At 68.2% G+C, this 21,856-nt stretch carries 14 protein-coding genes; 6 read left to right on the top strand and 8 right to left on the bottom strand.

Annotated elements, in window-relative coordinates:
- Window positions 1-242 precede the first annotated feature (242 nt).
- Complete coding sequence (locus tag GXY47_01160; protein ID NLV29735.1) at window positions 243-3,101, top strand: tetratricopeptide repeat protein; 2,859 nt, start codon at window positions 243-245, stop codon at window positions 3,099-3,101.
- Here the strand turns inward: GXY47_01160 and GXY47_01155 are convergent.
- Genes GXY47_01155 through GXY47_01135 form a run of 5 tightly spaced genes read right to left on the bottom strand, consistent with a single transcriptional unit; the run spans window position 3,079 to window position 11,824 of the window.
- A complete protein-coding gene (locus GXY47_01155; GenBank protein ID NLV29734.1) occupies window positions 3,079-5,307 on the bottom strand; it encodes a bifunctional alpha,alpha-trehalose-phosphate synthase (UDP-forming)/trehalose-phosphatase in 2,229 nt (742 codons plus the stop codon). The genes GXY47_01160 and GXY47_01155 overlap by 23 nt on opposite strands.
- A gap of 11 nt (window positions 5,308-5,318) precedes the next feature.
- Window positions 5,319-7,223: a 1,4-alpha-glucan branching protein GlgB gene (gene glgB / locus GXY47_01150; GenBank protein ID NLV29733.1), complete on the bottom strand. Its 1,905-nt coding sequence runs from the start codon at window positions 7,221-7,223 to the stop codon at window positions 5,319-5,321.
- 28 nt (window positions 7,224-7,251) lie between these two features.
- A complete protein-coding gene (locus GXY47_01145) occupies window positions 7,252-8,124 on the bottom strand; it encodes a universal stress protein (protein NLV29732.1) in 873 nt (290 codons plus the stop codon).
- A 55-nt stretch (window positions 8,125-8,179) separates the two neighbouring features.
- Window positions 8,180-9,025: a mechanosensitive ion channel gene (locus GXY47_01140; GenBank protein ID NLV29731.1), complete on the bottom strand. Its 846-nt coding sequence runs from the start codon at window positions 9,023-9,025 to the stop codon at window positions 8,180-8,182.
- Between the two features lie 9 nt (window positions 9,026-9,034).
- Window positions 9,035-11,824: a hypothetical protein gene (locus GXY47_01135; GenBank protein ID NLV29730.1), complete on the bottom strand. Its 2,790-nt coding sequence runs from the start codon at window positions 11,822-11,824 to the stop codon at window positions 9,035-9,037.
- Between the two features lie 263 nt (window positions 11,825-12,087).
- On the opposite strand from GXY47_01135, the gene GXY47_01130 reads away from it, so the two are divergent.
- From GXY47_01130 to GXY47_01115, 4 genes are read left to right on the top strand one after another with little or no spacing between them, the layout of a single operon-like run.
- Window positions 12,088-13,884, top strand: coding sequence for a KamA family radical SAM protein (locus GXY47_01130; GenBank protein ID NLV29729.1), 1,797 nt, complete (start codon window positions 12,088-12,090; stop codon window positions 13,882-13,884).
- 35 nt (window positions 13,885-13,919) lie between these two features.
- Entirely contained in the window at window positions 13,920-14,558 is a 639-nt protein-coding gene (locus GXY47_01125; protein ID NLV29728.1) for a hypothetical protein, read from the top strand.
- An 11-nt stretch (window positions 14,559-14,569) separates the two neighbouring features.
- Window positions 14,570-15,805, top strand: a complete 1,236-nt coding sequence (locus tag GXY47_01120; GenBank protein ID NLV29727.1) for a glycosyltransferase — start codon at window positions 14,570-14,572, stop codon at window positions 15,803-15,805.
- 53 nt (window positions 15,806-15,858) lie between these two features.
- A complete protein-coding gene (locus GXY47_01115; protein ID NLV29726.1) occupies window positions 15,859-17,331 on the top strand; it encodes a twin-arginine translocation signal domain-containing protein in 1,473 nt (490 codons plus the stop codon).
- A gap of 148 nt (window positions 17,332-17,479) precedes the next feature.
- Here GXY47_01115 and GXY47_01110 read toward each other — a convergent pair whose 3' ends face one another.
- Complete coding sequence (locus GXY47_01110) at window positions 17,480-19,051, bottom strand: sodium-dependent transporter (GenBank protein NLV29725.1); 1,572 nt, start codon at window positions 19,049-19,051, stop codon at window positions 17,480-17,482.
- Between the two features lie 204 nt (window positions 19,052-19,255).
- Here GXY47_01110 and leuB point away from each other — a divergent pair, with 204 nt between their 5' ends.
- Entirely contained in the window at window positions 19,256-20,344 is a 1,089-nt protein-coding gene (gene leuB / locus GXY47_01105) for a 3-isopropylmalate dehydrogenase (protein NLV29724.1), read from the top strand.
- Here the strand turns inward: leuB and GXY47_01100 are convergent.
- Window positions 20,341-21,582, bottom strand: coding sequence for a DUF2029 domain-containing protein (locus GXY47_01100; GenBank protein NLV29723.1), 1,242 nt, complete (start codon window positions 21,580-21,582; stop codon window positions 20,341-20,343). The genes leuB and GXY47_01100 overlap by 4 nt on opposite strands.
- The coding region (locus tag GXY47_01095) for a hypothetical protein (protein NLV29722.1) at window positions 21,579-21,856 on the bottom strand (278 nt) is incomplete at its 5' end. The genes GXY47_01100 and GXY47_01095, both read right to left, overlap by 4 nt.

Here is a 21,856-nt window from a genome sequence, read left to right as displayed (position 1 = left end):
GCCCAGAGTCGGTCTTCCTGGCGATATAATCATAAATGATCTAAAATCATCTAGATAGGGAAGATCTCCCCCGGCGCCCCTCTTGCCCGGATATTACAATAATGTAGTACAGGCGTCGACGATGGGACATATGTGTAGCAAAGGGGGTGCCGCCCGGACGCGGCGGCGGTCAATTCGTACTTGAAATCTCCGGCCCCAGTGCCTAGTTTTGGTGGGGACAACGCGGTAAAACCGGGAAAGAGATGAATCGTTCGATCCACCGCAGGCAGGGCTGGAAAACGCTTTTCGGACGGATGGACGTCCGCCAGCTGGAGCAGCACGAGGAAAAGGTCCTCTTCATCCTGACCCTCATGATCGGGGCCGCGGTGGGGCTCGTCATCGTCGCCTTCATCGTCCTGACCGAAAACCTGGGTTCGAGGATGTACCCCGCCGGCGGGGCCGCCTGGAGGCGGGTCCTGGTGCCGACGGCGGGGTCGCTCCTCACCGGGTTCCTTCTGGTGCGCTATTTCCGCGACGCCCGCGGCAGCGGCATCCCCCAGACCAAGGTCGCCCTCTTTTTGCACTCCGGGGTGATCCGGCTCCGGACCGTCATCGGCAAATTCCTCTGCTCCTCGATTTCGCTGGCGAGCGGCATCGCCCTGGGACGCGAGGGGCCTTCGGTCCAGATCGGCGCGGGGATCGCCTCGGCCATGGGGCGCCAGTTCGGGCTCGGCCCCGAAAAGACCCGGACCCTGGTGCCGATCGGCGCCTCGGCCGCCCTGGCCGCCGCCTTCAACACGCCGATCGCCGCCGTCCTCTTCACGCTCGAGGAGGTCATCGGGGACCTGCACGCCCGGGTCCTGGGTGCCATCGTGATCAGTTCGGCGACTTCCTGGATGGTGCTCCACCTCCTGCTCGGTGACGAGCCGCTCTTCCACGTGCCCGCCTACCAGCTGGTGCACCCGGTGGAGTTCATCCTCTACGCGGCCCTGGGCGCCCTGGGAGCGCTGGTGAGCACGCTCTTCATCAGGCTGCTGCTCCGGCTGCGCCATTATTTCTCGAGGATGCCGGCGTGGACGACCTGGCTGCAGCCGTCGGCCGGGGGCCTGGTGGTGGGAATCCTGGGGTTGTTCGTTCCCGCCGTGCTCGGCGTCGGTTACGGCCATGTCAGCGAGGCGCTCAACAGCCGGATGGCGCTCGGCACCATGGCGCTGCTGGTCGTTCTGAAGGTCGTCGCCACGGCTTCCTGTTACTCGTCGGGGAACGCCGGGGGCATCTTCGGCCCCAGCCTCTTCATCGGGGCCATGCTGGGGGGCGCCTTCGGGGCGGGGGCCCACATGCTCATGCCCGACTACACCGGGAGCGTCGGCGCCTACGCCCTGGTCGGGATGGGGGTGGCGTTCGCCGGCATCGTCCGCGCGCCGATGACGTCGGTCTTCATGATCTTCGAGATCACGCGCGACTATTCCATCATCGTCCCGCTGATGGTGGCCAACCTCACCAGCTATTTCCTTTCGAGCCGGATGCAGAAGAAGCCGATCTACGAGGCCCTGATGCACCAGGACGGGATCCACCTGCCCACGGCCCCACGGGCGCGGGACGAGGAGACCAGCGTCAGCCAGGGGATGCGGGCGCCCGAAAGGGTGCTGCAGGGGACCGACCGGGTCGCCGACGTCCTGCCCGCGCTTCCGCCCGGTGACTCCGCCTGGGCCGTCGTCAACAGGGGGGGGCTCATGGGGATGGTCACGCGGCGGCGCCTCCTCGAGGCGGCGGAATCGGGAGGGGGGGGGAAAACCCTGGCCGAACTCCTCCCCGGATTCGAGCCGCAGAAAGTCCCGACGGCAGCGAATTTCCCCCATCTCCACCCGGACCAGTCCCTGGAAGCGGCGCTGAGGCGGATGGCCGAGAGCGGGCTCGACGAGCTCCCGGTTGTCAGCCGCACCGACCCGAGGAAGATGATCGCCTCGCTCGGCCTCGAGGACGCCATGGCCGCCTACCGGGGGGAAAAAGCGGGGGAACCCGCCGCACCGGCCGCGGCGCGGCGGACCGCCTCCATGGGGCGCATGGCCGTCGTTATCGCCCTGATGATCGCGCTGGGGGGGTTTTTGAGCTGGTTCTACCGTTCCCGGCGCACGGACCGGGCCGAGGAGCATGCGGTCCGGGGGGAGAGCCTGATGGCGGCGGGGCGCCCGGCGGAGGCGGTGGAGCAGTTCCGCAGCGCCCTTTCCATATCCCACAGCTTCCGGGACCGGCTGGCGCTGGCCTCGGCCCTCGTGACCGCCCGGCGCTGGAACGAGGCGGAGATCTACTTCCGCGAGCTGGGGCGCGAGCAACCGGGGAGCGGCCCGGTAAACCTGGGCCTGGGGAGGATTGCGGCGCAGAAGGGGAATGTGGGCGAGGCCGTCGGTTTCTACCGCAGGGCGGTGTACGGGACCTGGCCCGAGGAATCCCCCCTGCGCGGCCTGGAGATCCGCAGGGAGCTGGTGGACTTCCTCGGCCGGTCGGGACAGGCGGCCCGGGTGCGGGCGGAGCTGCTGGCCCTGGCGGCGGAGTGTCCCGACGACCCCGGCGCCCGCAGGGAGACGGCCGGCCTCCTGCTCGATCACGCGCTCGCCGCCGAGGCGGCCGCGATGTACCGCGAAATCCTGGCGGGGAGCCCCCGGGACGGCGCCGCCCATGCCGGGCTGGGCCGGGCGGAATTCGAACTCGGTAATTACGCGGCGGCCCGCGATTCCTTCCGCTCCGCCCTGCTCCAGAATCCCGGCGACGCCGCGTCCGAAGCCCGGCTCCAGGTGGTGGAGAGGGTCCTGGCCCTCGACCCGGGGGCGCGCGGGCTGAGAGCGGCGGAAAAATACGCGAGAAGCCGGGCCCTCCTGGAGGCGGTCCTCGCCTCGCTCGACGGGTGCCTCGAGCGCGAAGGACGAACCCCCGCGGAAGCCCTCCGCGGCCGCCTCGAAACCGCCCGCCGGTCGCTCGACCGCCGGGGGAGGCCCCGGTCCTACGGGGACGCCGTGGAGGAGAACCTGGCGCTCGCGGCGGAGCTCTGGCGGGAGCGGATGCGGTGCCCCGGCCCCCCCGCGGACGAGGCGCTCGGCCTCGTCATGGAGCGTTTTTCGGAGTAGCCAGTTCCGCGAGCAGCCGGAGCACCTCCTCCACCCCGGCGATGTTGTATCTGGCCAGGGTGGCGCCCATCCCCACGCGGATCGACCACGCGGTCTCGGGCAGGACCGCGAACAGGTCCTCGTCGGTGGCGTCGTCCCCGATCGAGAGGACGAAGTCGTAGGACTTGCGGGCGAGGAAATGGAGGCCCGCGGTCCCCTTGTTCACCCCCGCGACCCGGGCTTCCACGGTCTTGTTCCCCTGCAGGACGTGGACGTCGATGTTGGCCGTCAGGGCCAGCAGCTGGTCCTTCAGCTCCTGGGCCGCCAGCTTGGCCGGCCCCCGCTCCGCGGCCCGGTAGTGCCACACCAGGGCGAAATCCTTCTCCTCCACGAACGCCCCCGGGACGCGCTCGGCGTACCGTTCGAACATCGGTTTCAGTTTCGACTTCCAGGCGCCGGTCCGCTTGGCCGTCTTCCTCCACGTGCGCCCCTTTTCCCGGATCCAGGCGCCGTGCTCCGCCACCAGTCCGGTGACGGTGTCGGCGAACCAGTGCTCGAGGAAAGCCTTGTCCCGGCCGCTGACGATGACGACGTCGGTGCCGGGCTGGCCGCAGAGATCGCCGATCAGGGCGAGCAGGGGGGGTGCGGGAACGGCCGCCCCGGGGTCGGCGGCGAAGGGGACGAGGGTCCCGTCGTAGTCGAGGAGGAGGAGCCTGCGGCGGCCCGCGCGCCACGCTTCGGCGACGGTGGCACGGACCGGTCCGGTCAGCCGCCTGGCGAGATACATCCGGCTCTTCCCCTTGACGCCCGAAAGCTCCTCCATGAAATCGGCCACCCAGCGGACCACGTCGTAACGTTCGATTCTGCCCTGCATCGCCGTATTGCGCCGGACCTGCTCCGGTTCGGGCATGCGGAGGGCCCCGTCGATGGCCTCGGCGATCTCGTGGCGGCTGTTCGGGTTGATGGTGACGGCCTCGAGCAGCTCCTGGGCCGCTCCCGCCATCTCGCTCAGGATCAACACCCCCGTCCGGTCGGTGCGGCAGGCGATGTACTCCTTGGCGACCAGGTTCATGCCGTCGCGCAGGGGGGTGACCAGCGCGATGTCGCTCGCGGCGTACAGGGCCGCGAGGGGGGCGAAGGGAAGGCTCCGGTACATGTAGACCACGGGGGTCCAGCCCGGCCTGCCGAATCTCCCGTTGATCCTGCCCACCAGGGCCTCGATCTGCCCCTTCATCATCTCGTAATGCTCGACGGCCACGCGCGAGGGGACGACGACCATGACCAGCACCACCCCGCCGCGCCGGTCGGGGTGGTGGTCCAGGAAGGTTTCGAACCCCTCCAGCCGGTTGACGATCCCCTTGGTGTAGTCCAGGCGGTCGATGGAGAGAATGATCCTGGCCCCGTCCATCCGCCGCCTGAGGTCGAGGCTTTCGGCCCGCACCTCCGGGGCGCCGGCCCCGTCGCGGTATTTCGCGTAGTCGATCCCCATGGGGAAGGCCTCGGCCCTCACGACCCGGTCCCCCACCAGCAGTTCGCCGATCTGGGAGTCGTGTCCCAGGATGCGCAGGACGCATTTCAGGAAGTCCTGCCGGTAGTCGTTGGTGTGGAATCCCACGAGATCGGCGCCGAGCAGCCCTTTCAGGATGTCGTGCCTCCACCGGCTGGGGAGGAGGCGGAAGAGCTCGTAGTTGGGGAAGGGGATGTGCAGGAAGAACCCGATGGTGGCCGCCGGGGCGATCTCCCGGACCATCCCGGGCAGGAGCATCAGGTGGTAGTCGTGGATCCAGAGGGTGTCCCCGGGGCGGAGCAGCCCGGCGAGCGTCCGGCAGAAGGTGCGGTTGACCTCGACGTAGCGCTCCCAGTGCTCCTCGTCGTAGTTCGTGTAGACCTGGAAGCAGTGAAAAAGGGGCCAGATGGTCTTGTTGCAGAACCCCTGGTAGAACTTGTCGATCTCGGCTTCGGAAAGGAAGACGGGGACCGCGCTGAATTCGTCGAGCGATCTTGCCCGTACCTCCCGCTGGCGCTCCTCCGACACGGTGCTCCCGGGCCAGCCGACCCAGAGGAAACGCCGGGGGCCCTGCGGCCGCTCCTGCAGCGATTCCCGGTAGGAGGCCAACCCGGTCGCGAGCCCCCCCACGCTCGGGGTGAACTCGAGCCCCCCCTCCCGTTCCCTCGCCGTGAACGGGAGCCGGTTGGAGACCACGATCAGCCGTCCCGCGGTCGGCATCCTGCCGCGTTTCATGCCCCCTCCCTCCTGAGGACCAGGGTGGACAGGGGGGGGAGGGTGAGGCCGAGCGAGCAGGGGCGGCCGTGCATCCCGTGGGGGGAGGCCTCTATCCTCCCGAGGTTGCCCATCCCGCTCCCGCCGTAGACGGAGGCGTCGCTGTTGAGGGCTTCGACCCACACGCCGCCCGAAGGGACGCCGATGCGGTAGTCATGGCGCGGCACCGGGGTGAAATTGCAGACCACGGCCACCGGGAGTTCGCGCCGCCGGCCGAAGCGGAGCAGGCTGACGCAGCTGTTCTGGCCGTCGTCGCAGTCGATCCACTCGAACCCGGCCGGTTCCGCGTCGAGTTCATACATGGCCGGTTCCGAACGGTAGAAGGCGTTCAGATCCCCCACCCACCGCTCGAGCCCCGAGTGGAGCGGGTACTGGAGCAGGTGCCAGTCGAGGCTCCGGTCGTGGTCCCATTCGGCCCACTGGCCGAATTCGCCCCCCATGAAGAGGAGTTTCTTGCCGGGATGCCCGAACATGTAGCCGTAGAGGAGGCGCAGGTTGGCGAATTTCTGCCACGGGTCCCCCGGCATCTTCCCGATCATCGATCCCTTCCCGTGCACGACCTCGTCGTGGGAAAAGGGGAGGACGAAATTCTCCGTGAAGGCGTAGAGCAGGCTGAAGGTGATCTTGTTGTGGTGCCAGCTGCGGTGCACGGGGTCGTGACGCATGTACTCGAGCATGTCGTGCATCCATCCCATGTTCCACTTGAACCCGAACCCCAGGCCTCCCAGCCAGGTGGGGCGCGAGACCATCGGCCAGGCGGTCGATTCCTCGGCGATGACCATGGCCCCGGGGGCTTCGGCGTGCACGCGCTCGTTGAGCTTTTTCAGGAAATCGACCGCTTCCAGGTTTTCCCGGCCGCCGTGACGGTTGGGGACCCATTCCCCCTCCCCGCGGCCGTAGTCGAGATAGATCATCGAGGCGACGGCGTCGACGCGCAGGGCGTCGATGTGGTAGCGGTCGAACCAGAAGACGGCGTTGCTGATCAGGAAGTTCTGCACCTCGGTGCGGCCGTAGTTGAACACCAGGGTGTCCCAGTCCGGGTGCAGCCCCTGGCGCCGGTCGGCGTGCTCGTACAGGTGGGTGCCGTCGAAGTAGCCCAGCCCGTGCTCGTCCCGGGGGAAGTGGGCGGGGACCCAGTCGAGGATGACGCCGATGCCGCTCCGGTGCAGAACGTCGACGAGGTGCATGAAATCGTCGGGGGTCCCGAAACGGCTGGTGGGGGCGAAGTAGCCCACGGTCTGGTAGCCCCAGGAGCCATCGAAGGGGTGCTCCGAAACCGGCATCATCTCCACGTGGGTGAAGCCCAGCCTGCACACGTGGTCGGCGAGCCGGGGCGCGAGCTCGCGGTAGGTGAGCCAGCGGTCCCCCTCCTCCGGCGCGCGCATCCAGGAGCCGAGATGGACTTCGTAGATCGAGAGCGCCTCCTCGTGGGGGCGGCGCCCCGGGCGGGCGCGCATCCACTCACCGTCCTGCCAGTCGTAGGCCGACAGGTCCCACACCTTGGAGGCGGTCCGGGGGCGGATTTCGGCCGCGAAGCCGTAAGGGTCGGCCTTTTCGACGGCGTAGCCGCCGTAGCGCGACTCGATGAAGTACTTGTAGAGGTCTCCGGACTTCACCCCGGGCGCGAACCCGTCCCAGATTCCGGAGGAACCCCGCGGCTGGAGGGGGGCCGCCTCCCGGTCCCACCCGTTGAAATCGCCGATGACGGAAACGCGCCGGGCGTTGGGCGCCCATACCCGGAAAAAGGTTCCCGGGGCCCCGTCGAGGCGGCCCGGGTGGGCCCCCAGCTTTTCCCAGGTGCGGTAGTGGGTCCCCTCGCCGATCAGGTGGAGGTCGAAATCGGTCAGGCGGTCGCTCGTCATCGCTCGCTTTCCTCCGACGTCGCGGCGGTCAAGCCTTCATCCGGACGACGAGGACCGAGCAGGCGGCCCCGCGCACGACCGCCTCGGCCACGCTCCCGAGCGCCAGGTGGGCGAGCCCGGTCCGTCCCCGCGTGGCGACCACGACCAGGTCCGCTTCGAGCTTTTCGGCCGTCTCCACGACGGCCCGGTCCGCGGCCCCGCGCACCAGGAGCCCCTCGGCGGCCCCGACCCGGCGGACGCACTCGTCGAGGTGGCCCCGGAGCGCCTCCTCGATTTCGGCGGAGAAATCGAGCGGCAGCAGGCCGGGCATGGTCGGGTCGGTCACCATGCCGTAGCGGAGGATGTCGAAGGCGTGGACGACGCGGAGTTCGCGCCCTCTCCTTCCGGCTTCGCTCGCGGCGGCATCCACGGCGGGGGTCGAGGGGTCGGAGAAGTCGGTGGCCGCCAGCACCCCCCCCTTCTCCGGGGGGCGCGCGACCAGGACCGGGCAGTGGGCGTGGCGGACGACGCGCTCCGAGATCCCGCCCAGGCGGTGCTTCTCGGAACCGTGGCCCACGACGATCATCCCCGCGCCGACCTGCTCCGCGGCGTCGATGATGGCCGCGTGCTCGGTTCCGTACTCGATCTTGAGTTCGCACTCCTTCCCCCGGGGGGGCGTGAAGGCGGCGACCCGCTCCGAGAGGGCGCGATACACCCCGGCCTCGAAATCGGTCGTCCGGAGGGCGTCCTCCATCTGCAGCTGGGGGAAGAGGGGGCGCACCGCCCCGACATCGGGGAGGACGTGGCAGACGTAGAGCTTCACGCCGTAATGCCGGGCGATCTCCACGGCCTGGCGGAGCACCTCGTCGGCGGATTCGTCCAGCCTTACGGCGGCAAAAACGGGGCCGGTGGTACGGAACATGGGGGTCTCCTTTCTCGGGTGAACGGTTAGGCTTCTACCCATACCATACCACGGATCAGGCGCGCGAGCCCCCGGGGGGGCGGCTTTTCCAGCCCTCGAGGAGCCCCAGGCGCAGAAACTCGCTGGTGGCGCGGCTGGTGACGTCGCTCATCATGCGGGGTTCGTAACGGTGGTCGTAGACGTAGGCCTTGACCCGGAGGCGCAGGTAGGCCTGCTGGTCGAACCCCTGCGACACCAGGGCCACGATCGGTTTCTCCGCCAGCAGGTAGGGGGAACAGGCGGCCGCTTCGTAGCCGATCCCGATGGCGGTTTCCGGGTCGGTGCCGGGGGGAAGGTAGAGGTCGGTGACGACCTGGCAGTCGGGCACCCCCGAGTTCGCGTTGTGGACCTGCTGGGTCAGGATGTCCAGGTTCGGGATCGTCACCCGGGTGTCGTCGGGCGTCGTCAGCTTCGTGCTCCTGAGCCCCACGTGGTCGATCTCCCCGTAGGCGTCGCCGATCCTCACGCGGTCGCCGAGCTGGTAGGGGCGGTCGACGAGGACGACGAGGCCGCCGATGACGTTCTTGATGAGGTCCTGGGCGCCGAGGCCTATGGCCAGGCCCATGGATGCGAGCGAGGCCAGGAACGCCTCGTGCGAGGGGGCCAGGATCCGGATGGAGATGAAGATGGCGGCGAACCAGATCCCGATCCGCGCGGCGGGCTCGAGGAGCTTCATCAGGAAGCGCGAACGGGGGATCTTCCCGCCCAGGAGCTGGAACAGCTTCGAGAGCCAGCGGATGACGGCCCACGCGGCGACCACCAGGACTATGATTTCCAGGATCTTTCCCGGGGTGACCTCTCCCGGGAGGGAAATCCGGTCGAGCTCGATGGCGACAAAGGGAGGGTGCGCAAACGCGGGCATGGTCATCCCCTATAGCAGGTTCTGCCGGTACAGGGCCTGGCGCACCAGGCGCCCGGCCTCCGGGCAGACGCGGAAACCGGGATTCGAGGGGTCCGGCTCGATGATTTCCCAGGAGATCAGTTTCTCGATGCAGCTGTCGCTCCGCCGCTCGGAATAGTCGAAGACCCGCGCGATCTCCCCCGGCGTCAGCCCCCCGTGCTGCAGGATCGCCTGCAGGATGAAGGAGTCCTCCAGGGTAAGGCGCGAGATGATCCCCTCGTAGGAGGGTTCGACCGGGTGCCGCATGTAGAGCACGCCCCCTTCCACCCTGTCCACCGACTCCTGCCACAGCTCGAAGGCCGAACGGAAGATCCCCTCCGACTGCCGGTAGAGCGAATCGAAATAGTTCTGTTCGGGCTCCCGGCGGAGTCCCAGCAGCTTCCCGATCCTGCCCCGGCGCGATTCCTCGGGTGGAGGCTGGGCGAAGTGGAGGCGGAGGCCGGAGAGGTTGTGCCTCTGCAGGATGGCGCTCTTGAGGTGCCGCGGCGAAACGGCCATGGCGTTGATCCGGTGGGAGAAGTACTCCTCCATCCCGACCACCTGCCGGAGGTACCCGAGCGCCGACTCGTTCAGGCTGAGGATCCAGAGGGTGTTCCGGCAGGTGGTGGAGATCAGGTCGAGCAGGGCCCGCAGCCCCTCGAACCCGCCGATGCGGCGGATGAAGGTGCGTTCGACCTCTTCCAGGATCACCAGCCGCCTTTCCGATTTCAGCCGCGATTCGAGCTCGGCGTCCTCGATCGCGAGCAGGGCGGAGAGGAAGGAGCGCATCGCGGGGGCGGTGGTGATCCTTTCGCCGAACTGTCCGCTCGAGAGGGGGAGATCGCCGAAGACGCCCGCGCGGGCGCAGTTCAGGAAGCTGGTCTTCCCGCTCCCGCGCGCCCCGGCCACGAGGATGGCGACCGCGCGCCCCTCCTCCCAGCGCTGCCGCGCCTCGGCGGCGGCGGCCATTTCGGTCTCGCGCCCCACCAGGAACCGGGTGTCCTCCAGGGGGGCCAGCCGGAAGAGGCGCCGGTAGATCGCGGGGAGTTCCCTCGGCCCCGCTTTCAGGTGCAGGACCTCCCCGAGGTAGGGACGGCGGGAGACCGGCTGCACGGCGATGGTGGAAGGGGGGGCCCAGCCGAGCTTGGCGAGGACATACTGATTGGCAAGGGCGAGGTGGTCGCCAAGCCAGTCCGAACCGCTCCCGACCCTCTCCATGACCGTCAGGGCGCCCGCGCGCAGCGCCTGGCGGCTCTTCTGCCGTGCCAGGTGCCGGAAAAGCCCCAGCCGGCTTTCCTCCATCCGGATGTGAAACTGGAAGAAGACGCCGGACAGCGCCTCCGCGAGTTTCCGCCCGATGACGGGGTGATGGTCGCGGGTCGATTTCCTCTGGTGTTCGAGCAGCTTCAGCGCGTTGGAGATGCCGTCGCGGACGACCTGACGCCCCTCCTCGCTCCCTCCTTCCTCGCGCCCCGCTTCCAGGCTGTAGGCGGCGACTTCGCGGGCGCGTTCTATCTGCTGGATGATGGCGCGATGCCCTTCCTCCGCCTCCCCGAAGCCGGCGAGGGCCAGTTCGCGCCCGGTGCCGGCGAGCGACCGGGTGAAGCGGGCTTCGGCCGGGACGGAGCGGGACCGCGGCCGGCGGCCGGGGAGGGGACGCCCGAGGTCCACCGATTCGATGGAAGCCGGCAGCGCGCCCCTGCCCGCGGCTTCCAGCCGCCGCTTCCAATCGGACGCCCGGTCGGCGGAGGAGACCAGGTGCGCCCCGGGCGGCGGGAACGGGGATTCGGTCTCCCCCTCCCGCCAGCCCGACAACCATCGGCCGACCTTGTCGAGTTCGCCGAGGAGAAGGGCATGCTCCTCGTCGACGGAGCGCACCGCGTCTTCGGAGACCCCCACCGAGCCCTCCAGCAGGCTGCGGGAGGAGGCTTCCAGTTCCAGCTGTGCCAGGATGGCCCGCTGGCGGCCGGCCCAGTAGCGGAAACACCGTTGCCAGCGGTTCATGGCGCGGCCGAGGCGCCGGTCGGCGAGGCGCCGCTCCCCGGCCAGCAGGGCGGCTTCCAGCTCCCCCCGCAGCCGGCGGCACCTGTCGCCCTGGGCCTCGAGGGCCCGCGCCGCGTCCCTCCGGATCGATCCCACCATCTCCAGCCACTCCGCCCGGGCCTTGTCCAGCGTCCGGGGATCGGAGGGGTTGCCGGCCATGGCCCGGAGCGTGTCGTTGCGCAGCAGTTGCCAGGGGATGAGGAGCGCCAGGCTCGCGCGGGCCAGCAGGAGCAGGAGATCGCCGTCCGGCTCCACCCGCCGGGCCGAGTGCGCCCACAGCGCCTGGCGGAGGACCGGGCGGGGCTGGAGCACCCGGGGTTTGCGCCCCAGGCGGAGCGCCAGCCGCCGGAGGGGCCGGCCGTCGCGGCACAACTCCGCCGCCAGCTCCCCGCGCGGGACCGTGAGGGTCTGCGGCAGGAGGCCGAGGAGATCCTCCAGGCCGGTCTGGAAGGTCTCGAGGGCGCGGAGCGCCCTCTCCTGCGGGTGGATCCTCTTCAGGGCCTGCAGGGGGTCGGACAAATACGGTGCGGCCCGGGTTGTCGCCAGCTCCCGGATCGATTCGAGCGACCCTTCCGGGGGGCGCACCCCCTCCGCGCGCGCGATCTTCTCCGAGTGCCGCCCGAGCAGGGAGTCCAGCTGTTCCCATGCCGCGGCGAGCTCGGCCTGGAGAACCCGGTTGCGGGCTTCCAGCTCTTCGGTGAACCCGCGCCAGAGGGAGGGAAAATCGCTTGTTTCCATGCGCCAGTCGCCGCCTCGCAAAAATCCGCGCCCGGCGCGGATCGTCTCGTGGTGCCCCTTCTTACGCCCGGAATGGATGGAACCCGTCTGATTATGATCCATTCTTCCGGGAGAATACCAGTGATTTAGTCCGGGGGCGCCCGGCGCGGGCGGGGGGCGATACGGGGTTCCGGATCCCCGATACATCATGTTATGCTGATGTAACAGCCATCATGGCCGCGGGGATGTTCTTCCGGCCGATCCGAACGAGGGGGCGACGCTACATGGGACAACCGATAGCCGGACGCTATACCCGGGAACGCTTCCTGGCGGTCTCGACCAGGATCATGGAAATCGTGCGGGCGGCGGGCACGGTGGAGGAAGCCCGGCGCGCGCTCTTCACCCACGTGTCCGACGAGCACTACGAGCGGTTCAGCGAGACCACCCTCTCCTTCGGGTCGCGCCTGTACATCGTCCGGGACTGCGCGCGGGCCTGGCGCGCCATGCTGACCCCCATCTCCGACCAGAAGGCGGGCTTCAGCAACATCCAGGCGCTCTGGGACCTGGCCCGGGGAGGCGCGCGCCCCGACCTCGGGCCGGGCTTCTACGGGGAGATGATCCACCTGGCGCTGGGGCTGGAGGGGAAGGCCGTGACCCTGCACTCGGAGGAGGTCGAATCCCCGGTGAAGCTCTCGGGGCGGGAGGCGGCCGTCGTGCGTTCCGCGGAGCTGGACCGGCTCTGGGGGCACGTGGATGAGCTGATGGAGCGCTACGGCGACGGGCTCGGGAAGGAGGAGCGCCGCCGCCGCGCGGGAAGGCGCCGCAGGATCCTCAAGGCCCTGGGAGCGACCGCCGCCCAGTTCGCCGACTGGCACTGGCAGGTGAAGCACATCGCCCGCAACGAGGAGGAACTCGGCCGGATGGTGAACCTGCTGCCGGTCGAACGGGAGGCGATCCGGAAGGCCGCGGCCGGCCGGCTGCCGTTCGGGGTAACGCCCTATTACGCCAGCCTGCTCGACGACGACGCGGAGGCGGGGCGCGACCGGGCGCTGCGGGCCCAGGTGATTCCCCCGCCGGAGTATGTCGACCGGATGCTCGAGCACCGCGGGGACCGCGAGTGCGCCTTCGATTTCATGCTGGAGCGGGACACCTCCCCGGTCGATCTCGTAACGCGCCGGTATCCCGCGATCGCCATCCTCAAGCCGTACAACACCTGTCCCCAGATCTGCGTCTACTGCCAGCGCAACTGGGAGATCGACGAAGCCATGGCGCCGGGGGCGATGGCCTCCGGCGCCGAGATCGCCGCCGCCGTCGATTTCATCGCCCGGCACCCCGCCCTGCGCGAAATCCTGGTCACCGGGGGGGACCCGCTGGGGATGGCCGACCGGCCGCTCCTCGACATCCTCGAGCGCCTGGCCGCCATCCCCCACATCGAGGTGATCCGTATCGGCACGCGCACCCCGGTGACGGTCCCGATGCGGATCACGCCGCAGCTCGCCTCGGCGCTCGGCCGGCTGCGCGACCCCGGCCGGCGCGAGGTGTGCGTGGTGACCCACGTCGAGCACCCCTACGAGATCACCCCCGAGCTGGTCGCCGCCGTCGACCGGCTCAAGCGCCGGGGGATCTCCGTGTTCAACCAGCAGGTCTACACCTTCTTCGTTTCCCGGCGCTTCGAGACCGCCAAGCTGCGGATGATGCTGCGCCGGTCCGGGATCGACCCCTACTACACCTTCATGGCCAAGGGGAAGGAGGAGACCAACGCCTACCGGGTCCCGCTGGCGCGCCTGCTGCAGGAACAGAAGGAGGAGGCGCGGCTCCTGCCGGGCTCGCGGCGGACCGACGAGATGGTCTACAACGTCCCCGGGCTGGGGAAGAACTACCTGCGCGCCATGCAGCACCGGGACCTGCTGGCCATCCTCCCCGACGGCTCCCGCGTCTACGACTTCCACCCCTGGGAAAAGGGGATATCGGACCGGGCGTCCTACGTGGGACACGACATCCCGCTCCTGGAATACCTGTCGCGGCTGGAGGAGGTCGGGGAGAACGCCGACGACTATGAAAGCATCTGGTACTACTATTGATCGGGGGCCGGCCCGCCCGATGACCGGGAGGAGGTATGACGCATAACCTGGCGCCCTTCGCCTTCCACACGGAACGCCGGCTGGTCGTGCTGACCGGCCGGAAGGCGCGGAACCTGGAGGAGCTGCTCGCGCACCTGGGAGAGGTGTCCGGCTCCTCCATCTTCCACCACACGCACCACCAGTACCTGGCGCACCATTTCGAGACCCCCGTCTTTCACAGCGATTTCTCCCGCTGGGCCTCGCTGGCGCTGCTCGAGGAGGCGCTGGCGGAGAAACTCGCGGCCATCGACCTGCTGGCGTTCAGCTCCATCCGCCAGCTCCGGGAGGCCATCATCGCCACGATCCAACCGTACGCGAAGGGGAACGGGCGGCGGCAGGAGTGCATGCCGGGGCAGGAGTTTCACTTCAGCGAGTCGAAGAGCTTCGTCATGCCGAGCGGCATCGTGGCGGAGGACATCCCCGATTTTTTCGCCAAGCTGCCGGGGGTGGCCAACACTTCGCTCTACTTCCACTTTTTCGAGGCCCGGCTCCGGCTCGGGCGGGAGACGAACGATTTCTCCGCCTGGCTCGCCTACCGGGGAGCGGAGGAGCTGGCGCGCGCCATCGACAGGCTCAACCCCTATCGCATGTCGCTCGATGAACTCCGGGACAGGATCGCGAGGCTCGGGAAATAAGGGGAGGGAGGATGGCGGTCACGCTTGCGGATTACGAGAAGGTCGTGGGCCCGGAGGTCATGGACGAGATCCGGATGCTCGCCGGGTACGTGTGCCACAAGTCGCTGCAGAACATCAATTCAACCCCCGTGGGGGGCGGGGTGGCGGAGATCCTCACCCGCATGATCCCGCTCCTGCGGGAACTGGGCGTGGACGCCACCTGGGACGTCATCAAGGGGAACGAGGCGTTCTACGCCGTGACCAAGGCCTTCCATAACGCGCTTCACGGGCATCCCGAAACGATCACGCCCAAGATGCTGGAGGTCTTTCGGGAAAACACGGCGATGAACCTCGAGGAGATGAAGCTCGAGGGGGACGTCCTTTTCGTCCACGACCCCCAGCCCGCGGGCCTCATCGAAAAGAAGGCGGCCATCGGGCGCCAGTGGATCTGGCGCTGCCATATCGACGTGTCCAACCCGGACCCCGCCGTCTGGGAATTCCTGAGGCCCTGGGTGGAAAGGTACGACGCCGCCGTGTTTTCGATGCCCGATTTCGCCCGGGACATGCCGGTTCCCCAGTACCGGATCGCCCCCTCGATCGACCCGCTGAGCGACAAGAACCGGGAGCTGGAGCCGGAGGTCGTCCGCGGGGTGCTGGAGCGGTTCGGGATCGACCCGGAGCGCCCCGTCCTGACCCAGATTTCGCGCTTCGACCGGCTCAAGGACCCCCTGGGCGTGATCGAGTCCTACCGGATGGTCCGGCGGCACTGCGACTGCCAGCTGGTGCTCGCCGGCGGCGGCGCCGACGACGATCCCGAAGGGGCGGAGGTGCTCCGGGAGGTCGAGGAGGCCGCGGCGAAGGATCCCGACATCCATGTCCTGCTCCTCCCCCCGTTCAGCGACCTGGAGATCAACGCCCTGGTGCGCGGCTCCACGATCGTTTTCCAGAAGTCGATCCGGGAGGGGTTCGGGTTGACGGTCAGCGAGGGGCTCTGGAAAGGGAAGCCCGTGATCGGGGGGGCCGTGGGCGGGATCCGGCTCCAGATCATCAACGGGGTGACCGGGTTTCTGATCCATTCCCCGGAAGGGGCCGCCAACCGGGCGGTGGAGCTGCTGTCCAACCCGGAACTGTGCCGGAAGCTGGGGGAGAACGGACAGCGCTACGTCAGGGAGAATTTTCTCATAACCCGGCACGTGAAGGACTACCTGCTGCTGATGCTGGCCCTGGACCATCCCGGGGAGCGCGTGGTACAACTGGCGGGGATTTAGACCGGGCGGCCCCCTTGGCCCGCCGCGGGACATACCGTCATAAGGAGAGAGAGATGAAGGAGAACGAGGGCGCCCGGTTCGGCCGGCGCGATTTTCTGAAAACCACCGCCATCGCCGGTGTCGCCACGGCGCTGCCGGGAACGGTCCTGCCGGGCCGGGCCGCGGCGACGGCGCCGAAGGCCAGGACGCGCGGGGGCAAGAGCCGGCTGCTTTTCATGACCGACGCCCCGGAGACGTACGCGAAGATCATCGACGCGCTCAAGTCCCTCAAGGGGGCGGACCTCGCAGTGACGGTGGCCAAGGTCAACTACCAGAAGCCGGAGGAACTCGGTGAGGCTTTCCGCCGGGAGGACCCGGACATCCTGTTCATGGTCCTGGCCCGGGTCACCACGATTTCGGGCAACCTGCCCGCCGCGATGGGGGAGGTCGACGTGCCGGTGGTGATCCTGCCCGTCAACTTCGACCTGATCATGCTGGAAGCCGACCTGGCCGCCGCCTTCCGGATGAGGGGGACCTACGCCCGGCTGGCCAACTCCGAGGCCCAGGCCCTGGAGCTGGTCCGGACGCTGACCTCCCCCCGCATCCTCGAGGGGAAGAAGGCCCTCATCTACGGCCGCCCGTTCGACAGCACCAGCGTGCCGGCGCCCAACCTCGACGCCGACTACGTCTACGCCCGCACGGGGGTGCGTATCGAATACCGCCCGATCGAGGAACTGCGGCGCCGGCTCGAGGAGGTGCGGCCCGAAAGCGCCCGGGAGGAAATGGAGCGCTGGAGGCGGGAAGCGGCCGCCGTGGTGGAACCCACCGAGCATGACCTGCTCGAGAGCGCCCGGATGTACGTCCTGCTCCGTTCGATCGTCGACCGGGAGGGGCTGTCGGCGATTTCGATCGACTGCCTGAGTTTCAGCTTCGACGCCAAATCCACCATCCCCCTCCCCTGCCTGGCGTTCACCCGGCTGCGGGACGAGGGGATCGCGGCCCCCTGCGAGGCGGACGTGTACGCCTCGCTCTCCTCGATGTTTCTCGAGACGGTCAGCCGCAAGCCCTCCTATTTCTGCAACGTTTCCTCGGTGGACAACGAGGCTTCGAGCACCGTGCTGCGCCACTGCGTCGCCCCGGTGCGCCTGATGGGAAAGGAAGCCCCGCCGCTGCGCTACAACCTGCGCGACTATCACGGCTTCGGGAAGGGTGTGACCCCGGAGGTGGAGTTCCCGGCCGGGATCGAGGTGACGATGGGTGTTTTCAGCAAGGATCTCAAAAGCTTCGTGTGGTGGCCCGGCCGCACCCGCTCGCGCAAGAGCGACACCGACCGCCCCTCCTTCCCCGGCACCGACAGCAAGATGCGGCGCTACTGCTCGAACCACCTGGAGGTCGGGATCAAGGACGTCGACCGTTTCGTGCAGAGCATCGGCGGGATCCACCACGTCATGGTCGCCGGGAGCTACCGGAAAGAGATCGACGAGGCGCTTACGGCGATGAATGTCAACGTCATCGGCCCGGCCGACCTCGCCGCCCCCGAAGCCTGATGATCTCCCGGCCGGACACGGTATTCCCGGGTCCGGCCGGAAACCCCTCCCCCCTTACCGGATCTCCTTCTTGCCGAAGATCCGGCGGAAGCAGAAAACCGCCAGGGCGAGGATCAGCCCCCAGAAGAGAATCAGCAGGCACCACCCTTCAGGCCGCATGGGCATCCTCCCCGCGGGCGCGGCGCCGCCGCCAGGCCAGTTTCACCGCCAGCGCCAGTGCCGCCAGCATCAGCGCGAGCACGATCCGGGTGCCGAGCACGTAGGGCCGGTTCTCGGCGCTCACGTTTTCCATCAGGATGACGGGCATCCATTCCTGCCACAGCCAGACCGACAGGATGACGAGCAGAAAGAGCGGCGTCACGTACTTGATGATGAACTTGTAGATGACGGGCACCCTCAGGTCGGCCCCGCGGTGCATTTCGTCCCAGGCGTTGTGGATGCCGAACACCCAGGCGAACAGGATCACCTCGATGGTGGCGAACACGACCAGGAAGAAGGTGCCGCCCCAGAAATCGAGCTCGTCCACGACCCCGTGGCGGAGGAGGAACACCGGGAAATGGCAGAGGACGAAGGCGAACGATCCGAAGATCCAGACCGCCTTCTTCCGGCCGATCTGGAATTCGTCCTCCAGGAAGGCGATGGCGGGCTGGACCAGGGAGACCGACGAGGTGACCCCGGCGAGGAAGAGGAGGAAAAACCAGAGGAAGCCGAAAAACCAGGGGGCCACCAACTGGTTGAGGATCAGGGGCATGGTCACGAAGCCGAGGTTGAACACGCCCGACTCGGCGATGGACCGGACATTGGCGGGCCCGAAGAAGACGAAGGCCGCCGGGATGATGATGCTGGCGCCGAGGATGACCTCGGCGGTCTCGTTCATGCTGGTGGCGGACAGGCCCGACAGCGTCACGTCGTCTCCCTTGGAGAGGTAGCTGGCGTAGGTGAGGATGGCGCCGATGCCGACGCTCAGGGTGAAAAAGATCTGTCCCGCCGCCTCGATCCAGATTTTGCCCGAGCGGAGGGTGCTGAAATCGGGGTTCCACAAAAAGCCGAAACCGCTCGAGATGCTCCAGGTGGGTTCGGCCGGGTCGGGCGTGCCGAGGGTCAGCACGCGGAGCATCAGGATCAGCGCGCAGGCGAACAGCACCGGGACCGCGATGCGGCAGACGCGTTCCACTCCCCCCTTGATCCCGTGCCAGGTGACGGTGAAATTGATGAAAAAGGTGACGACGAAAAAGAGGTAGGCGGGCCAGATGCTCGTGAAAAAAGCGTTGGCCTCGAGCCCCTGGTACCCGCGCAGGAAGCTCTGCATCCCCTGCTGGTCCGTGACGGCCGAAAGCCGGCCGGTCAGGGAAAAGAAGCTGTAGGCCAGGGTCCACGACTCGATGTAGGCGTAGTAGATGAAGATGACGAGGGGGCCGAAGATGCCGATGACGCCGAAATATTTGATGAACCGGTTCTTGCGCCACAGGCTGTGAAAGATCCCGGGCGCCGTCCCGTGCCCGAACCCGCCCCCGTAGCGTCCCAGGGTCCATTCCACCCACATCAGGGGGAGGCCCAGCAGGAGGAGGGCGACGAGGTAGGGGATCATGAAGGCGCCCCCGCCGTTGGCCGCCGCCTTGGCCGGGAAGCGCAGGAAGTTCCCCAGCCCGATGGCCGAGCCGGCGACGGCCATGATGATGCCGATCCGGCTGGCCCAGCTGTCGCGCTTTCCCGCCCCCATTGTTCTCCCCGTGGATGGTTTCCGGCCGCGGCGCCTGCGGCCGCGGCTGTCGATTATGGACCATCGGGGCGGCCCGTGACAACACGCTCGAGCCGTTTTCTCCTCTTTTTCGGGCGCTCCCCTTCAAATGACGCGGTTTCGGTGTAACATTCCCCTTTTCGGGCTGCCGCCGGGGGGCGGCGCCGGGAGGCGGAGGACGGGACGATGAAGAAGACCATTGCGGTGCTGGAAGGGGACGGGATCGGTCCGGAAATCGTGGCCGAATCGATCAAGGTGCTCAGGGCGGTGGAGAGGAAGTACGGGCACGAGTTCGAGCTGCGGTACGCCCCGTTCGGGGCGGAAGCCTATTTTACCGACGGGTCCCCCTTCCCGGAAAAGACGGTCCGGGCCTGCGACGAGGCGGACGCCATCATCAAGGGGCCCGTGGGGCTGGCGGTCGACAAGATGAGCAGGATCCCGCAGGAGATGCGGCCCGAGATCGCGGCCATCCTCCCCCTGCGCGAGCGCTACGACACCTTCGCCAACTACCGCCCGGTCCGGCTCCCCAAGGCGCTGGCCTCCTTTTCGCCCCTGAAGGAGAGCCTGATCGGGGAGGGGCTCGATATCCTGATGATCCGTGAACTGGTGGGGGGGATCTACTTCGGCGCCAAGACCGAAGGGAGCGCGACCGGGATGAAGTACGCGGCCGACGACTGCCGCTACACCCACGAACAGGTGCGGCGCGTGGCCGTCGTCGCCTTCGAGGAGGCGCGCAAGCGGCGCTCCCCCATGACCGATATCCACAAGGCCAACGTGCTCGCCACCTCCCGCTTCTGGGTGGAGGTGGTCGAGGACGTGGCCCGCTCCTACCCCGACGTGGAGTACCGCTCCATGCTGGTCGACAACGCGGCGTTCCAGCTGGTGCGCAACCCGACCCAGTTCAACGGCGTGGTCCTGCTCGAGAACATGCAGGGGGACATCCTGACCGACCAGGCGGGCGGGGTGCTGGGATCGCTGGGGCTGATGCCGTCGGCCTGCATCGGGTCCGAGAAGGGATACGTGGAGCCCGCCCACGGTTCCGCCCCCGACATCGCCGGACAGAACAAGGCCAACCCCTACTCCATGATCGGCAGCGTGGCCTTCCTGTACGAAAAGTGCTTCGGCCTGCACGCGGAATCGGAGGCGATCTGGAACGCCCTCTTCGATGTTTTCGAGGAGGGATACCGCACCGTGGAGCTGGCCCCACCGGGCTACGACGCGGCCAGGGTCCTGACCACCAGCCAGTTCGGCGACCGGGTGGCGGAGAAGGTCTAGCCCTCCGCCGGCCGGGGAAGCCGGACCGCCGTCCAGCCGAACAACGTCAGGTTCAGGAGAAAGCCGGGCATTCCGCGCGCGAACGCCAGCGTCGGGCTGAAATGGTCCGGACGATCGCCGGGATTGATTCCGTAAGCGGCCGCGTACCCCAGAACCTGGAACGCCACGGGTAGAAGGACCCAGAGCAGGAACATTCTCCGGCTCATGCGCCGCTCGCTGACCAGGTAGAGCATGGGGGGGATCAGGATCAGCGCCATGTGCAGGTGGGCGTGCCAGGCGACGAGGCCCGTGGCCGCCGAAAGCCCGATCAGGGCGGTCGCGGCCGCGCTGCGGTCGCCGGCCGGGCGTTTCCCGAGGACATACAGGGCCGCGGCGGTGGTCAGAACGCTTCCGGCGATGATGACTCCCCATCCGGCGCCCGGGACGCCGAAGCAGGAGGCCAGGGCTCCCGCCATGCGCCAGTTCGTCATGGCGGAGGGGTTGCTGGACACGCCGCCCCGGGCCGCCAGCTCCACGATGCGGGCCAGGTTGATCATCCCTTCCGCGCCTGCGAGTGCCACCGAGACGGCCAGGACCGCACCGGCGGATACACCGAACCCCCCCAGGACCCTCCAGGCCTTCCGGATCGCGAGCAGGGGCAGGATCAGAACGAGGAGCTGTGGTTTCAGCAGCCATCCGCCCACCCAGAACCCTGCCCGCCAGGGTCTGTCCGAGACGATGGCCCGCAGGAATTCCCCCGCACAGACGGCCAGCCAGACGTTCACCTGCCCTTCGCGAAAATTCACGAACGCCGGCAGCGACAGCAGCATCCATAGCAGCAGGCGGGGGGAGGAGGGATTCCCGGTCATCTTCTCCGCAAAAAAGCGGAGATAGAGAAGGAAGGCGGCCAGGTTGACAAGGGTCCAGACCAGGAAGCTGGCGGATGGTCCGATCAGGGACAGACAGCGGAAGGGGAGGAGAAACGCGGGGGGGTACAGGATCCCCAGGACCCCGGATCCCGGGACGGTTCCCCCGGGGTGGGCGCGGCCCTGGTAGAGTTCCAGCAGGTCGGGGGAATAGGCGGCCGCCATGCCGTGTTCGTCGATGATCCTGCCCGCGCTCCAGTATGCGCAGTAATCCATGCCGAAATTGCCGCACACCTGGGGGGAGCCAAGAATCAGGACGATTTTCGCGGCGTAATAAAGGGCCAGGGCCACCAGTACAAGGGATTCCAGCCTTCGTTGCGGGGTCCTCGTCATGACGCCGCGTCCGCTCCATCGGTCGCCCGATCGAGGCGGCGGATCCACCGGTCGATGACGGCCGCGTCGACCTGCGGGTCGAACTTGCGCGCGAAGAGGCAGTCGGAGGACGCGAGAATATCGAAATCCTCCCGGCGCCACACGCGCGGCGACATCCGGTTTTCCATCCGGCCCCAGTCGATCAGGCGCAGGCACCGGCGGCTCCTCGAAGGGCCCTCGTCGACGACGTCGGAGTGGAGGGTGCCGCGCAGATCCGAATTCATGACCAGCGTTT

The sequence above is a fragment of the Acidobacteriota bacterium genome, assembly GCA_012729555.1.
Lineage (GTDB): Bacteria > Acidobacteriota > UBA6911 > UBA6911 > UBA6911 > UBA6911.
This window is presented reverse-complemented; position numbering and strand designations above follow the sequence as displayed.